Origin of the sequence: Streptomyces glomeratus, from assembly GCF_021462825.1 — a bacterium.
GTDB classification, from domain to species: Bacteria; Actinomycetota; Actinomycetes; order Streptomycetales; family Streptomycetaceae; genus Streptomyces; species Streptomyces glomeratus.
In genome coordinates this window covers 1-14,473 of the sequence record NZ_JAKEEB010000011.1, presented here as the reverse complement: position 1 = coordinate 14,473, position 14,473 = coordinate 1, and the positions used below count along the sequence as shown (strand labels likewise).

General features: G+C 71.8%; 11 protein-coding genes and 1 pseudogene. 7 read left to right on the top strand and 5 right to left on the bottom strand.

The window, feature by feature from the left end; translation table 11 throughout:
• Positions 1 to 225: 225 nt before the first annotated feature.
• Positions 226 to 390 (top strand): annotated as a pseudogene (locus LZ604_RS15525) (UTRA domain-containing protein); the annotation flags it as partial.
• Positions 391 to 455: 65 nt separating this feature from the next.
• On the opposite strand, the gene LZ604_RS15520 reads toward LZ604_RS15525, so the two are convergent.
• Positions 456 to 1,610 carry a Gfo/Idh/MocA family protein gene (locus LZ604_RS15520; protein WP_234515690.1) on the bottom strand — a complete coding sequence of 385 codons (1,155 nt, stop codon included), beginning with the start codon at positions 1,608 to 1,610 and terminating at the stop codon, positions 456 to 458.
• A 109-nt stretch (positions 1,611 to 1,719) separates the two neighbouring features.
• On the opposite strand from LZ604_RS15520, the gene LZ604_RS15515 reads away from it, so the two are divergent.
• Positions 1,720 to 2,724 (top strand): LacI family DNA-binding transcriptional regulator, encoded by a 1,005-nt coding sequence (locus LZ604_RS15515; protein WP_234515689.1) that lies wholly within the window; start codon positions 1,720 to 1,722, stop codon positions 2,722 to 2,724.
• Positions 2,725 to 2,746: 22 nt separating this feature from the next.
• Here the strand turns inward: LZ604_RS15515 and LZ604_RS15510 are convergent, their stop codons facing one another.
• The 3 genes from LZ604_RS15510 to LZ604_RS15500 all read right to left on the bottom strand — a co-directional run bounded on the left by LZ604_RS15510 (position 2,747) and on the right by LZ604_RS15500 (position 6,903).
• The gene (locus LZ604_RS15510; RefSeq protein ID WP_372482145.1) at positions 2,747 to 5,143 is read right to left on the bottom strand and encodes an MFS transporter; all 2,397 of its coding nucleotides are present in this window, start codon (positions 5,141 to 5,143) and stop codon (positions 2,747 to 2,749) included.
• 318 nt (positions 5,144 to 5,461) lie between these two features.
• Complete coding sequence (locus LZ604_RS15505) at positions 5,462 to 5,905, bottom strand: SRPBCC family protein (RefSeq protein ID WP_234515688.1); 444 nt, start codon at positions 5,903 to 5,905, stop codon at positions 5,462 to 5,464.
• Between the two features lie 44 nt (positions 5,906 to 5,949).
• Positions 5,950 to 6,903 (bottom strand): alpha/beta hydrolase family protein, encoded by a 954-nt coding sequence (locus LZ604_RS15500; RefSeq protein WP_234515687.1) that lies wholly within the window; start codon positions 6,901 to 6,903, stop codon positions 5,950 to 5,952.
• Between the two features lie 214 nt (positions 6,904 to 7,117).
• Between LZ604_RS15500 and LZ604_RS15495 the strand changes: the two genes are divergently transcribed.
• The 3 genes from LZ604_RS15495 (at position 7,118) to LZ604_RS15485 (ending at position 10,348) form a co-directional block, all read left to right on the top strand.
• Positions 7,118 to 8,173, top strand: coding sequence for an Rv2578c family radical SAM protein (locus LZ604_RS15495; protein WP_234515686.1), 1,056 nt, complete (start codon positions 7,118 to 7,120; stop codon positions 8,171 to 8,173).
• A 144-nt stretch (positions 8,174 to 8,317) separates the two neighbouring features.
• Positions 8,318 to 9,895, top strand: coding sequence for an alpha/beta hydrolase (locus LZ604_RS15490; protein WP_234515685.1), 1,578 nt, complete (start codon positions 8,318 to 8,320; stop codon positions 9,893 to 9,895).
• A gap of 54 nt (positions 9,896 to 9,949) precedes the next feature.
• Positions 9,950 to 10,348, top strand: a complete 399-nt coding sequence (locus LZ604_RS15485; protein ID WP_234515684.1) for a RidA family protein — start codon at positions 9,950 to 9,952, stop codon at positions 10,346 to 10,348.
• 272 nt (positions 10,349 to 10,620) lie between these two features.
• On the opposite strand, the gene LZ604_RS15480 is transcribed toward LZ604_RS15485, so the two are convergent.
• Entirely contained in the window at positions 10,621 to 11,196 is a 576-nt protein-coding gene (locus LZ604_RS15480) for an adenylosuccinate lyase (RefSeq protein ID WP_234515683.1), read from the bottom strand.
• Positions 11,197 to 11,585: 389 nt separating this feature from the next.
• Between LZ604_RS15480 and LZ604_RS15475 the strand changes: the two genes are divergently transcribed.
• On the top strand, positions 11,586 to 13,391 hold the full coding sequence (locus LZ604_RS15475; RefSeq protein ID WP_234515682.1) for a 3-hydroxyacyl-CoA dehydrogenase family protein: 1,806 nt from the start codon (positions 11,586 to 11,588) through the stop codon (positions 13,389 to 13,391).
• Positions 13,392 to 13,509: 118 nt separating this feature from the next.
• A complete protein-coding gene (locus LZ604_RS15470; RefSeq protein ID WP_234515681.1) occupies positions 13,510 to 14,340 on the top strand; it encodes a TetR family transcriptional regulator in 831 nt (276 codons plus the stop codon).
• Positions 14,341 to 14,473: the final 133 nt, after the last annotated feature.

Sequence of the window (14,473 nt, the reverse complement as noted above, 5' to 3'; positions counted from 1 at the left end):
CTGCCACACCCACCTGTCAATACTTTGTTAAGACATTATTTCAGAAGCAGGTCCGAATGTAAGTACATAGCCTTGACAGTGGCTTGCCGTGCGGCCTACACATGTCCGAGGCCGCCGTGCGTTTCGATCCGATCACCATGCGACGCATCGGGGTCGATCTCTACCCACCGCAGACCGGTATGGCGCTTCCGCAGGTCGAGTCGTTCGCAAAGTTTCCAGGACACCGCCACCCCCGGGGAGGGCGCCCTGCTGGGCGAGCCCGAGGGTGCCGCCCTGCTGACCATGCGGCGCACGGCGTACGACGACACGGGCCGCGCAGTCGAGTACGGCACCCACATCTACCGCGCCTCGCGCTACTCCTTCGACTTCCGGTTGCTCGTCCGCCCCTGAACCGGCCGGGCATCGGTGCGCCGCCGTGCCGCAGCCAAGCGGCGGCCGCGTTCCGGCCCGCGCGGTCAGCGGAGGTCCACCCAGGTCCGCAGCTGCGCGGAGCGGCTCATGGCGTGCAGGGCGGTGGCGCTGTGCACGGCGTCGTCGAGGGTGGGGCCGTACGCCGTGCCCTCCGCGACCGAGCGCAGGAAGTGGTAAGCCTCGATCACCTTCAGGTCGTCGTACCCCATGGCGTTGGCGGCGCCGGGCTGGAAGGCGGCGTACTCGCCGTGGCCGGGGCCGACGTAGAGGGTGCTGACCGGCTGGTCCTGGTAGAACGCGCCGCGGCTGACGCCCAGTTCACCCATGCGCCGGAAGTCCCAGAAGACCGCGCCCTCGGTGCCGTGCACCTCGAAGCCGTAGCTGTTCTGCTCGCCGACGGAGACCCGGCAGGCCTCCAGGACTCCGCGGGCCCCGGAGACGAAGCGCAGCAGGCAGTTGACGTAGTCCTCGTTCTCCACCGGGCCCGGCTCGCCGCCCGTCGCGCGTGTGTGGCCCGCGGTGGCGCCGGCGGGACGGGCTCGTTCGGGGATGAAGACGGCGGTGTCGGCGGCCAGCGACTCGATCTCGCCGAGCAGGAAGCGCGCCAGGTCCACCCCGTGCGAGGCGAGGTCGCCGAGGACCCCGCTGCCGCCCCGGGCACGCTCGTACCGCCAGGTCAGCGCGGACTCGGGGTGAGCGGCGTAGTCGCTGAAGAGCCGGATGCGGACATGGGTGACGGTGCCGATCCCGCCGGAGGCGACCAGCTCGCGGGCGGCCTCGACCGCCGGTGCGTTGCGGTAGTTGAAGCCGACCGTGCCCCGCACCCCGGCCTTGGCGACGGCACCCGCGACCGCACGGGCGTCCCCGACGGTCAGGCCGACCGGTTTCTCGATCCAGATGTGCTTGCCCGCCTCGGCCATGGCGACGCCGATCTCCCGGTGCAGAAAGTTCGGCGCGGCGATGCTCACCGCCTGGATGCGGGGGTCGGAGGCGACCTCCCGCCAGTCGCGGACGGCGGTGGCGAAGCCGTACTGCCGGGCGGCCTCCTCGGCGCGGCCCGGCACCTCGTCGGCCACGGCGACCAGTTCGGGCCGCAGCGGCAGCCGCGGGAAATGGTGCGGCACACGGATGTACGCCTGGGTGTGCACCCGTCCCATCCAGCCGAACCCCACGACGGCGACGCCGAGCTTACCCACCATGACTGCCCCTCTTTGGACCGGTCCACAGCTGCTCCGGCCCACAGTGGAGCCCGTTCTGGCAGTTGTCAATCCTTTGACAAGCAGGTGAGCCGTATGGAACGGTCCAGACATGAGAGCGCCGACGATCCGCGATGTGGCCGAACGGGCCGGAGTGTCGAAATCGCTGGTCTCCCTGGTGCTGCGCGGCTCCGACCAGGTGCGCCCGGAGAAACGGCAGGCCGTGCTGGCGGCCGTCGAGGAGCTGGGCTATCGCCCCAACGCCGCAGCGCGCAGTCTCAGCGAACGGCGCACCCGTACGGTGGGTGTGCTGCTGAACGACCTGCGCAACCCCTGGTTCGTGGAGCTGCTCGACGGCCTCAACTCCCGGCTGCACGACGCCGGGCTGCGCATGCTGATGGCCGACGGGCGCCTCAGCCGGCGCCTCGGCGAGGACCTCACCCGTACGTTCACGGACCTCGGGGTCGACGGGCTGATCGCCGTGGGCACCCTGCCGCCGTCCGAGGCGCTGCGAACGGCGGCGGCGCGGATTCCCACTGTGGTCGCGGGGGCCCGCGAGCCCCGGCTGCCCGCGGTGGACATCGTGGCGGGCGACGACGGACACGGCGCCCGGCTCGCCACGGAGCACCTCATCGGCCTCGGCCACCGCCGCATCGCGCACATCGCCGGTCAGGGGGTGGTCGGGGAACTGCGCCGACGCGGCTTCGAGACGGTCATGCGCGAGCACGGTCTGGCGGACACGGCGGTCGTGGAACAGGGCGATCTCACCGAGGAGGGCGGCTACCGGGCCGCGGTCCGCCTTCTCTCGGCACGCGAACGCCCCACCGCCGTCCTGGCGTTCAACGACATGGCGGGGGTCGGCGCCCTCTCGGCGGCCGAGCAGCTCGGCCTCCAGGTGCCCCGCGACCTCTCCGTCGTCGGCTACGACAACACCTACGTCTCCCGTCTGCGGCACCTGTGGCTCACCACGGTGGACAACGGCAGCCACGATGTCGGCCGCCGCGCCGCCCAGTGCCTGCTCGACCGGATCGCCGACCCCTCCCGCCCCGCCGAACTGGTGCTCACCACACCGGCGCTGGAGGTGCGGGGGACGACGGGAGCGCCGGTTGCGGCGTGAGGGCGACCGAGGCCCCGCCCCCTTAGTCCTCGTGCCCCAACTGCAGATCGCGCTCCGTCCGGCCGCCCCCGGCGACCTGCAACACGGTGGCCACCGGCGGGTACCCCGCCGCGATCACGGTGTACTCCCCGGATGACAGATCGACGAACCGGAACGTTCCGTCGGCTCCCGTCGTCAGCGTGTCGACGACGTTGCCCGCCGCGTCGAGCAGGGTGACCCGGGCGTCCTCGACCGGCCGCCCGCCGGCCGCGCGCACGGTGCCGCGCAGCACCGCGCCGCCCGCGAGTTCCACGTCCTGCCGGGTCTCGCGGGAGGCCTGGACGCTGACGGGCAGCGCGGCCGGGCGGAACGCGGGCGCACTGGCGGCCAGGGTGTACTCCCCGGCCACCAATTCGGTGATGACATAGGCCCCTTCACGCCCGCTGCGGGTGCTCGCGACCACTTCTCCGTGCACGTTGGTGAGCGTGACGGCGGCGTCGCGCACCGGCGTGCCGTCGGCGGTCAGCACGCTGCCCGCCAGCCGTCCCGCGCCGCCGAGCACGACGTCCAGTTCCACCGGACGCTCCCCCACGGTCACCGAGACCGCCTGCGGCTGGTGGCCGCCGGCCGCGGCGATCAGGACGTAGGACCCGGATCCCGGCGTGGACAGCGCGTACCGCCCGTCCTCGCCGCTCGCGCCGCGCCCGATCTGTTGTCCCGCGACGTCGATGAGGGTGAGCGCCGCACGCGGCACGACGGTGCCGTCGGGGTGCTGGACCGTGCCGCAGACCGGCACTCCTGCGGCGTACGGCGAACGCGCCTGCGGGACCTGGGTGGTGGGCGGGCACTCGGCGGAGGCGTTGTGGGACACCAGTGGTTTCTCCTTGAGGAAGAAGGCGATGAGCAGGCCGAGGACGAGCACCGGCGCGAGATAGAGGAAGATCCTCGGCATGGCGTCGGCGTACGCCTCGATGTACGTGTCGCGCAGGGCGGGCGGAAGCGCGTGGACGAGCTGCGGGGTGAGGGACTCGGGGTCGGGCAGACGGGTGCCGGCGCGCGGCGGGAGGCGGTGTTCCAGCGCGTCGGAGAGACGGTTCGCGAACAGGGTGCCGAAGACGGCCGCGCCCGCGCTTCCGCCGATCTGCCGGAAGTAGTTGTTGGCGCTGGTCGCGGTGCCCAGGTCGGCGGGGCGCACGGAGTTCTGCACGGCGAGGACCAGCACCGGCATCACCAGGCCGATGCCCGCTCCGAGGACCGCCATCCAGACGCTGTACTGCAGCCGCGTCGTGCCCAGGTCGAGCCGGGACAGCAGCCACATGCCGACGGCCGCCACGCCACAGCCCAGCACGGGGAACACCTTGTACCGGCCGGTGTGGCTGACGAGATGTCCGCCGATGACGGAGGCACCGACGATCCCGGCCATCATCGGCAGCATCAGCAGCCCGGACTCCGTGGCGCTCGCCCCGTCGGCCATCTGCAGGAAGGTGGGGAGGTAGCTGGCGGCGCCGAACAGCGCGACACCGACCACCAGGCCCACCAGGGCCGTGACGTTGAACACGGAGTCGCGGAACAGCCGCAGCGGAATGAGGGGTTCGGCGGCGAACCTCTCGGCGGCCACGAAAAGGACGACGGCGACGGCCGCGCCGGCGCCGAGCCCCAGGATGACGCGCGAACCCCACGCGTACTCGGTTCCGCCCCAACTGGCCAGCAGCACCAGGCAGGTGGACGCGGCGGCCAGCAGCAGGGTGCCGGGCACGTCCAGGCGGCCCTTCGCGGCGGGCTTCGGCAGCTTCAGCACCACGGTGACGACGGCCAGGGTGATCAGGCCGAAGGGCACGTTGATGTAGAAGCACCAGCGCCAGGAGAGGTGGTCCGTGAAGTAGCCGCCCAGCAGCGGTCCGGCGACGGAGGCGAGCCCGAAGGCGGCGCCGATCAGGCCCATGAACCGGGCGCGTTCACGGGGCGGGACGATGTCCGCCATGATCGCCTGCACCCCGATCATCAGCCCGCCGGCGCCGACGCCCTGGACGGCGCGGAACGCGATCAGCTGGTCCATGGTCTGGGCCCGTCCGGCGAGCGCGGAGCCGACGACGAAGACGGCGATCGCGAACTGGAACACGCCCTTGCGGCCGAACAGATCCCCGCACTTGCCGTAGACGGGCAGTCCCACGGTGGAGGTCAGCAGATAGGCCGTGATCGCCCAGGACATCCGGTCCAGGCCGTGCAGCTCGCCGACGGTCTTCGGGAGCGCGGTGGCCACGATCATCTGGTCGAGGGCCGCGAGCAGGAGCGCGAGCATCAGCCCGACGAAGACGAGGCGTACCCGGCGGGGGGCCAGTGCGGCGGGGCGTTCGGCGCCGGCCGGCTCCCGGGGCGCGTCCGGGACCACGGACGGCACGGTCCGCTCGTCGTCCACGTCCACCACCGTCGTCCCGCCCACGTACCGCTCCCCTCGTCGCCTCTGCGCCGCCCATTTCTCGCATTGCGCGACAACTGCGTTCAAGCGAGGCGAGTTGCCAGGTGAGGGGGCGGTGCGGAGGTATCCGCCGGTCGGAGCCCTACGGCGTACAACCGCGTCATGCGGAAAACCACTCGAAACGGTGAGCGTGAGATTCGGCCGGACGACTGACGATGTGCACTCCGGGGCTCGGACTCAGGGCTTCACGCCCCGGAGCGCACACAGGGTCACGACGGAGCCGGAGGCTCGCGCCGGGCGCGTTCGGTGTCGCTTCGCACCGGCGTCAGTGCGCCGCCGGCGTCACTTCTCCACCTCGGCGGCCAGCTTCGCCAGCTCCGCGTCGTAGATCCGGGCGAGCCCCTTGGGCGCGAAGGTCCTCTCGAAGAAGCCGCCGATGCCGCCGGCGCCCTTCCAGGTGGTGGTCACGACGACCCGGGACCTGCCCTCGCCGGCCGGGGTGACCCGCCAGGTGGTCACCATCGAGGAGTTGCGGTCCTTCTCGACGAGCTCCCCGTCGGTCGGCTCGCTGACCTCGAGCAGGCAGTCACGGACGCGCTTGCTGGTGGCCTGCAGCTTCCAGTGCACGAGGGTGCCCTCGCCGTCGCCGCCCTCGCGCACCTCGTACTCGCTGAACTGCTCCGGAAGCACCCGCGCGCGGATGCCGCTGTAGTCGGCGAGGGCGTCGAACACCGTCTCCGCGTCCGCCGCGATGATCCGCTCCGTCGTGGCCTCGACCTGCGCCATGACCATCCTCTTCCTGTACGTGTGATGGGGCGTCCGCCATCCCATCACACCCCGGGCACGGTCGCGGACGGGGACGCCGTGGTCGCCGGCACCGGGCGGACGTCCACGGCCGGCCGGCCGCGCCGGGCGCGGAGCGCCGCGAGGCACTCCTCGAAGAAGCCGAGGGCGCGCAGATGGTACGACCGGGCCGCCCAGCCCAGGCTGATGTTGTGGCCCGCGTCCGGCTGGCGTTCGACCCGCAGGACGGGTGCCGCGGCCAGCAGTGCGGTGATCTCCGCGATGTCCCGCTCGCCGTGCAGCCACCAGGCCTCGTGCTCGGCGAAGGTCATCCGTACGGGGATCCGGAGGCGGGGCGCGAGGTCCTCGAACGTCCCCGGCCAGCGGGCGACTTCGTCGGCCTCGAGCACCGGCATGGGGGCCACCAGGGCTCCGAGGGAGCGGAAGGTGTCCGGCGGATACAGCCGCAGCGGGCCCCAGTTGCGTCCCCAGGAGGAACGGCTGAGGACCCGGGGAAGATCGGCCGGCTCGATGTCGTAGCGGTGGCCGCAGCCCGACACGTCGAGGGCGAGCGGCCGGAGGGTGTGCGCGGCGGCGACCAGGGCGACCTTGCCGCCGTAGGAGTGGGCCAGCAGGAAGAACCCCGCTCCCGTGGCGTGCCGCTGCGCGAACCGGTCCATGACGGCGTCCAGCACCTCGGCCTGCTCGGCCAGGCTCTGCCCGGCGGGCAGCTGTCCGGCGGACAGGCCGTAGCCGGGCCGGTCCAGGGCGAGCACCGTGAAGCCGAGGCGCGCGCCGAGCGTCAGCAGGGACAGGTCCGGGTGGGCCTGGCCGTCGAAGTAGCCGGCCGTCATACCGCCGCCGTGCACGGCGACCACGGTGGCCCGCGGCTCCCCGTCCGGTGGCTCGGCCAGCAGACAGGACAGGGTGACGCCCGCGGCGTCCAGGCTGAGGGGGCGCACGCCCGGGGACAGGGGCTGCGACGGTGTCGACGTCTCCACCCATCCGTTATGACGCAGATCGCGGCCCCGGAGGCGGTGGACGCGCCGATCTCGCCGTCGAACCATTGCCGCTTCCGTGTGACCGTAGGGAAAGAAGCAGGTCAGACCGGGTGCCCCAAGGAATCACCCGCGAATCGAACTCGTAATCGAATCAACCTCGCGATCACGGGAACATGTGTTCTATTCTGTGGCCAGTGCTACCGAGGAGGTGCCCATGCGCTGGGACCATCTGGCCGAGAACCCCGCCACGGCCCGCGACGCCGCACTGTTCGACGCGGACGCGGTGACCACCCGCACCTTCGACGCCCCGGAGTTCCGCGGCATCACCTTCCACGAGGTCAGGGCCCGCTCGATCGTGAACCGGGTACCGGGCGCCTCCCGCATGCCGTTCGAGTGGACCGTCAACCCCTACAGAGGCTGCACGCACGCGTGCGTCTACTGTTTCGCCCGCAAGACGCACAGCTACCTGGACCTCGACACGGGCCTCGGCTTCGACACCCAGATCGTGGTGAAGGTCAACGCCCCGGAGCTGCTGCGCGCCCATCTCGGCTCGCGCCGCTGGCACGGCGAGCACATCGCGATGGGCACCAATGTCGACTGCTACCAGCGGGCCGAGGGCCGCTACCGGCTGATGCCGGGGATCATCACGGCCCTGCGCGACCACGCCAACCCGTTCTCCATCCTGACCAAGGGCACGCTGATCCTGCGCGATCTCGACCTGCTCCGGCAGGCCTCGGAGGTCACCGATGTCGGCATCTCCGTCTCCGTCGGCTTCGTCGACCAGGAGCTCTGGCGCACCGTGGAACCGGGAACTCCGGCGCCGGAGCGCCGTCTGGACGTCGTACGCACCCTGAGCGAGCACGGCATCGGCTGCGGTGTCCTGATGGCCCCGGTGATCCCCTTCCTCGGCGACCAGCCTGCCCAACTGCGCGCCACCGTAAGGGCGATCGCCGCCGCCGGGGCCACCTCGGTGACCCCGCTGGTACTGCATCTGCGCCCGGGCGCCCGCGAGTGGTTCATGGCCTGGCTGGGGCATCGGCACCCTTATCTCGTACGCCGCTACGAGCGGCTGTACGCGGACGGTGCCTACGCGCCGAAGTGGTACCAGCGCCGGATCACCCGTCAGGTGCACGAACTGGCACGGGAGTACGGCATCGGGCCCACGCCCGCCGGAATGCCGCGCCGCATCCGACGGCCCGAGCCCCCGGCGCCCGTCCCCGCGATGCCCGGACCCGCGGTGAGCGAGCCGACCCAGCTCTCTCTCCTCTGACCGCGCCGCAGGCATCCGAGCGCTTCGGGCTACCCAATCGGGTCAAGCGCCGCGGGAACACGCCCTGTCGGGCGGCCCTTTCGGGGACGATGCGGCGAGGACCTGACAGCCGTGGTCCGCCCCCTCCGTCCTGGGAGGACTGACATGAGAAAAGGCGCAGCCGCACTGTGCGGTGCCGCCCTCGTGGTGGCCGGGATGCTCCCCGCGGTCCCGGCCGGTGCGAACGCCCCACGCGCCGCGGACACCGCGCAAGCGACCGGACTCACCTGGAACAGGTGCGCCACCACCGCCTACCCGACGCTCCAGTGCGCATCCGTGACGGTGCCGCTCAACTACGCCAACCCCCGCGGACGGCAGATCACGGTGGCGCTGTCGCGCGTCCCGCACACCGCGAAGACCTCTCAGGGGCCGCTGCTGGTCAACCCGGGCGGGCCCGGCGGCAGCGGCCTGAAGCTCGCCGGGTTCGTCGCGTCCGCGCTGCCCAAGGCGGTGGCGGCGCAGTACGACGTCATCGGCTTCGACCCCCGGGGCGTGGGCAGGAGCGAGCCGGCGCTGGACTGCCGCCCCGGCCACTTCGACCCGGTGCGCCCGGACTCGGTGCCGGGCACACTCGCCGTGGAGAGGGCCAACCTCGCCCGCGTCCGCTCCTTCGCCATGGCCTGCGCCATGAAGTACGCGAGCGTGCTGCCGTACATCGACACGATCAACGCCGCGCGGGACATGGACGCGATCCGGGAGGCGCTGGGCGCCGAGAAGGTGAGCTACTTCGGGTACTCCTACGGCACCTATCTGGGCGCCGTCTACGCGAAGCTCTTCCCGCAGCGGGTGCACCGACTGGTGCTGGACTCCATCGTCGACCCCACGGGCGTCTGGTACGACGACAACATCCAGCAGGACTACGCCTTCAACGACCGCCATCTGGCGTTCCTGTCGTGGGTCGCCCGGCACGACCGGACGTACCGGCTGGGCAGCGACCCGGCCCGGGTAGGGGCCGAGTGGTACGCGATGCGTGCGGCTCTGGCCGAGAACCCCGCCCGGAACAAGGTGGGTGCCTCCGAACTGGAGGACACCTTCATCCCGGGCGGCTACTACAACGGCTACTGGCCGCGCCTGGCCGCCGCGTTCTCGGCCTACGTGAACCACAAGAACTCCGGCCCGCTGGTCGACGCGTACCAGACCATGGCAGCGGTCGCCCCCTCGGGCGACAACGGCTACAGCGTCTACACCGCGGTGCAGTGCCGCGACGTCTCCTGGCCGCGCGGCTGGGCTCAGTGGCGCAAGGACACCTGGGCGGTCTACGAAAAGGCGCCGTTCATGGCCTGGAGCAACGCCTGGTACAACGCGCCCTGCGTCTTCTGGCCGACCAGCGCGCTGCGACCGGTGAACGTGGCCAACGACGCGCTGCCGCCGACGCTGCTGTTCCAGGCGACCGAGGACGCCGCCACCCCGTACCAGGGCGGAGTGACGGTCCATCATCTGCTGCGCGGTTCCAGCCTGGTGGTCGAGCAGGGCGGCGGCAACCACGGCATCTCGCTGAGCGGCAACTCCTGCCTCGACAAGTACCTGACGGCGTATCTCACCGACGGAACGGTGCCGCACGGCCGCGGCGGGATCGACGCGGTGTGCGCGAAGCTGCCGGATCCCGAACCGGAAACCGCCAAGTCGGCCGCCACTTCCTCAAGCGGTTCGACACTGCACGGACTGCTCGGCTTCCGCGGCTGAGAGGCCGGCCGGCCCGTCGGGGGCGTTGTCAGACCCGTGGTCCACCATGGACCCATGAGTGAGCTGACCAGAATCCCCGCCCCCGACGGGGTCGCGCCCGCCGCCGCGTACGCACATGTCGTCATGGGCACCGGACGCTTCGTCGCGATCTCCGGTCAGCTTGCGCTGGACGAGGACGGAAGACTCGTCGGCGAGGGGGATCCGGCGGCACAGGCCCGGCAGGTCTTCGAGAATCTGCGCCGCTGTCTGGCCGCCGCCGGGGCCACGTTCGACGACGTGGTCAAACTGACCTACTTCGTCACGGACATGGCGTACCTGCCGGCGATCCGCGCGGCCCGCGCCGCGCACATACCCGGGCACCGCCTGCCCGCCTCGTCGGCGGTGCAGGTGGCGGCGCTGGTGGGCCCCGAGTTCCTCATGGAGATCGAGGCGTTCGCGGTCCTGCCGGAATGACCCGTCGCCCGGCGCGGCGGCACCCGTCCACGGTTCCGCCATGGACGGCCGGGTGGTGAACCCGGCCGCGACGGAGGCGCCTCCCAGACCGTCCAGGCACCGGGGAAGGGCAGCGAGACGGTGGGCCGGGCCACGCGCGGACCGTGCCGGGAGGGTGAGTCCGCACCGGGAACGCGGAGTCGCAGGCGCTCTGGGCGGCCCCGGGCCTGCTCGGGGGTGGCACCGGTCGGCCCCTGCTCACGGAGGCGGTCCGCACCGCCTCCGGCCGGGGCTCAGCGCTGCGGAGCGATGCGCGCGAGTGCGTGCACCGCCGCCTCCGCGAGCGCCGGGTGGGCGAGTGCCTCGTTCAGTACGGATCCGGCCCGGGCGTCCCCGAGCTCGCCGAGCCCCTCCACACACGCGAGCGCCACCTTCCGGTACGGGTCGTGCGGCCGCAGTCTTCGCCGGAGCGTGGTGATCAGGGCGGGCACGGACTCGGGGGCGCGCAGTGCCACGAGCAGGCGTACGGGGTGAAGTGCGTAGGCGACGCGGAGTTCGTTGGTGGCCAGGGCGGCCGCGGCGCGGGCGGTGCGGGGATCGCCGAGCCGCGCCAGGGCGTGCGCGGCCGACACACATCGCTGGGGATCGCGATGGTTGAGCAGCAGGACGAGCGTCTCGAAGGCCCTCCGGTCCCCCGCCACACCCAGCCGGAAGGCGGCCAGCTCCCGTGCCCACAGCGGCTGTCCGTGCTCGGTCAGCACGGCGGCGAGTTCGTCGAGGTCGTCCGTGGCGACGAGCCGCCCGTACACCGGCGAGGAGCCGGCCTCCATCCGTAAACGTTCCGTGAGCGATCGCAACGCTTCGTCCATGAAGCCGAGAGTAGGGGGGCCGACCCGACCGGGGGACCTACATCACAGAGTCGAGGGGTGGCGCGCTCGTTACCCACCGGTTAAGCTCATTCGAGCGAGCTACCCGCTCGCGGCTCGCAGTGGTTTGGTGACGCAGCCACTGCAGGGGCATCTCTCAGCCGTCAGGGCGGGAGACGCCCGTCGGTTCGGTACATCGTGTACCCGAGTACGACCCGGCTCCGGGACAGGGCCGGTCGGAACAGCGCCCCCGGACGTGTGCACGTCCGCGGACGCACCGGGCGTGTGCGCTCGTCAGCCCGGCAGACACCCGCGTTCTCCGCACTGTGTGCGCCCTTCGGCGTATCCAGGCCTGCCCTCTCAGTCGTCACCCTCATTCCTGGAGTCCCGCGATGGCCACTCCCCTGTCCGACACCCCTCTGTCCCCGCTCAAGACCATTGCCGTGATCGGTCTCGGCACCATGGGCACCGGCATCGCCGAGGTGCTGACCCGGGCCGGCCGCGAGGTCGTCGGCATCGACATCAGCGAGGCCGCGGCCACCAAGGCCGTCGCCGCCCTGAACGCCGCGACCGCCCGAGCCGTGAGCCGCGGCCGCCTGACCGAGCAGGAGCGCGAGGACGCCCTCGCCCGTTTCCGCACCTTCACCGACCTGCGCGCGGCGGCCGAAGCCGACCTGGTCATCGAGGTGGTCCCGGAGTCGTACGAGATCAAGCAGCAGGTCTTCCGGGCCCTCGACGACATCGTGCGCCCGGACACCATCCTCGCCACCGGCACCAACGCCCTCTCCGTCACCCGGCTGGCGGCCGACTCGGCCCACCCGGAGCGGGTCCTCGGACTGCACTTCTTCAACCCGGCGCCCGCGATGCGCCTGGTCGAGGTCGTCTCCTCCGTACTGACCGCGCCCGCGGCCGTCACCGCCGTCACCAACCTCGCCCTGGACCTCGGCAAGGAGCCCGTCGCGGTCGGTGACCGGCCCGGATTCGTCGCCGACGGGCTGCTGTTCGGCTACCTCAACCAGGCCGCCGCGATGTACGAGGCCAAGTACGCCTCCCGCGAGGACATCGACGCCGCCATGCGGCTCGGCTGCGGCCTGCCCATGGGCCCGCTCGCCCTGCTCGACCTGATCGGCGTCGACACCGCGCGCACCGTTCTGGAGGCCATGTACGCGGCCTCCCACGACCGGCTGCACGCGCCCGCACCGATCCTGAAGCAGCTCAGCGAGGCGGGCCTGACCGGCCGCAAGTCGGGGCGCGGCTTCTACACCTACGAGGCGCCCGGCAGCCCGACCGTCGTACAGGACGCGCTGACGCCGGTCGCGGACGCCGCCTCGGTGGCGGGCCGGCCGGTCCGCTCGGTCGGAGTCGCCGGTTCCGGCACCATGGCGTCCGGGATCGCCGAGGTGTTCGCCAAGGCCGGGTACGAGGTGGTCCTCGCGGCCCGCACCGAGGAGAAGGCGCTGGCCGCGAAGGCCCGGATCGGCAAGTCGCTGGCGCGCTCGGTCGACAAGGGCCGGATGACGGCCGAGGCGGCCGCACAGACGCTGGACCTGATCCGGCCGACGGGCTCCTACGACGACTTCGCCGACGTCGACCTGGCGCTGGAGGCGGTCGCCGAGGACCTGGAGGTCAAGCAGCAGCTGTTCGCCACGTTCGACAAGGTCTGCAAGCCCGGCGCGATCCTCGCCACCACCACCTCGTCGCTGCCCGTCGTCGCCTGCGCCCGCGCCACCTCGCGCCCGCAGGACGTGATCGGCATGCACTTCTTCAACCCGGCGCCCGCCATGAAGCTGGTCGAGGTGGTCCGCACCGTGCTGACCGCGGACGATGTGCACGCCACGGTCCGCGAGCTGTGCGCGGCGATCAGGAAGCACCCGGTGGACTGCGGCGACCGCGCCGGCTTCATCGTGAACGCGCTGCTTTTCCCGTACCTCAACAACGCGGTCAAGATGGTGCAGGAGCACTACGCGTCGCTCGACGACATCGACGCGGCGATGAAGCTGGGCGGCGGCTACCCGATGGGGCCGTTCGAACTGCTCGACGTGGTCGGTCTGGACGTCTCGCTCGCCATCGAGAAGGTCCTGCACCGCGAGTTCCGTGACCCGGGCCTGGCTCCCGCGCCGCTCCTGGAACACCTGGTGGCCGCGGGCTGCCTCGGCCGTAAGACCGGCCGCGGCTTCCGCGAATATGCCAAGCGCTGACCGGCCCGGCGACTGGTTCGAAGGCGGCGCCGACTGGGGCGGACTGCTCGATCCCCTGGGTGACCCCCCGCCCGCGCGGGGCGGGGGGAACCCGGGACATGAGCACCATCCTGCGCACATGCAGTACGTTCGGGTCATGTCCCAGCCCGCCAGGTCCTCACGCACACCAGCTACGCCCGACGCACCGGAGAGTGCCGCAGGCAGCCGCGCCGCCGCCCAGCGGCTCAAGATGCGCCGAGAACTGGCGGCCGCGGCGATGGAGCTTTTCGCCACCAAAGGGTACGAAGCGACCACCGTCGACGAGATCGCGGCGGCCGCCGGGGTCGCCCGGCGCACCTTCTTCCGCCACTTCCGCTCCAAGGAAGAGGCGATCTTCCCCGACCACGACGACACCCTGATCCGAGCCGAGGCGGTGCTCAATGCCGCGCCCGCGCACGAGCACCCGCTGGACACCGTGTGCCGCGGCATCAAGGAAGTCATGAAGATGTACGCGGCCCGGCCGGAGATCTCCGTGCAGCGCTACAAGCTGACCCGCGAGGTGCCGACCCTGCGGGAGGCGGAGATCGCCTCGGTGGCCCGCTACGAGCGGCTGTTCACCCGCTATCTGCTCGGCCACTTCGACGAGCACGCGCACGACGACGACGCCAACGACGATCCGCTGCTCGCGGAGGTCGCCGCGTCGGCGGTCGTCACCGCCCACAACCACGTCCTGCGGCGCTGGCTGCGGGCCGGCGGCCAGGGGGACGTCGAGGCCCAGCTGGATCACGCCTTCGCGATCGTGCGCAGGACGTTCGGCACGGGCATCGGCGCCGGGCGGGACGCCGCGCCCCGGACCACGCCGGCTTCGGTGACCTCCCAGGGCGAGGTCCTGGTGACGGTGGCGAGGACGGATGCCTCCCTCGACGAGGTGATGCGCACCATCGAGCAGGCGCTCAAGGAGCGCTCCTAGCGGCACCGCTGCGGGAAGGGGCGGGGGGCGGGCCCCCGGGGCGGGCCCCCCCCCCGCCCCGGTGGACCACCCCGGCGGTGGGTTTTTTCGGTGGGTTTTTAAAAAAAGTCGCGGGCGCCGCGTTGGTGTTTGT

Excerpts from the sequence above, each read along its gene's own strand:
- LZ604_RS15520 (WP_234515690.1), bottom strand. The coding sequence starts at position 1,610 with ATGGTGGGTAAGCTCGGCGTCGCCGTCGTGGGGTTCGGCTGGATGGGA.
- LZ604_RS15515 (WP_234515689.1), top strand. The coding sequence starts at position 1,720 with ATGAGAGCGCCGACGATCCGCGATGTGGCCGAACGGGCCGGAGTGTCG.
- LZ604_RS15505 (WP_234515688.1), bottom strand. The coding sequence starts at position 5,905 with ATGGCGCAGGTCGAGGCCACGACGGAGCGGATCATCGCGGCGGACGCG.
- LZ604_RS15495 (WP_234515686.1), top strand. The coding sequence starts at position 7,118 with ATGCGCTGGGACCATCTGGCCGAGAACCCCGCCACGGCCCGCGACGCC.
- LZ604_RS15490 (WP_234515685.1), top strand. The coding sequence starts at position 8,318 with ATGAGAAAAGGCGCAGCCGCACTGTGCGGTGCCGCCCTCGTGGTGGCC.
- LZ604_RS15485 (WP_234515684.1), top strand. The coding sequence starts at position 9,950 with ATGAGTGAGCTGACCAGAATCCCCGCCCCCGACGGGGTCGCGCCCGCC.
- LZ604_RS15480 (WP_234515683.1), bottom strand. The coding sequence starts at position 11,196 with ATGGACGAAGCGTTGCGATCGCTCACGGAACGTTTACGGATGGAGGCC.
- LZ604_RS15475 (WP_234515682.1), top strand. The coding sequence starts at position 11,586 with ATGGCCACTCCCCTGTCCGACACCCCTCTGTCCCCGCTCAAGACCATT.
- LZ604_RS15470 (WP_234515681.1), top strand. The coding sequence starts at position 13,510 with ATGCAGTACGTTCGGGTCATGTCCCAGCCCGCCAGGTCCTCACGCACA.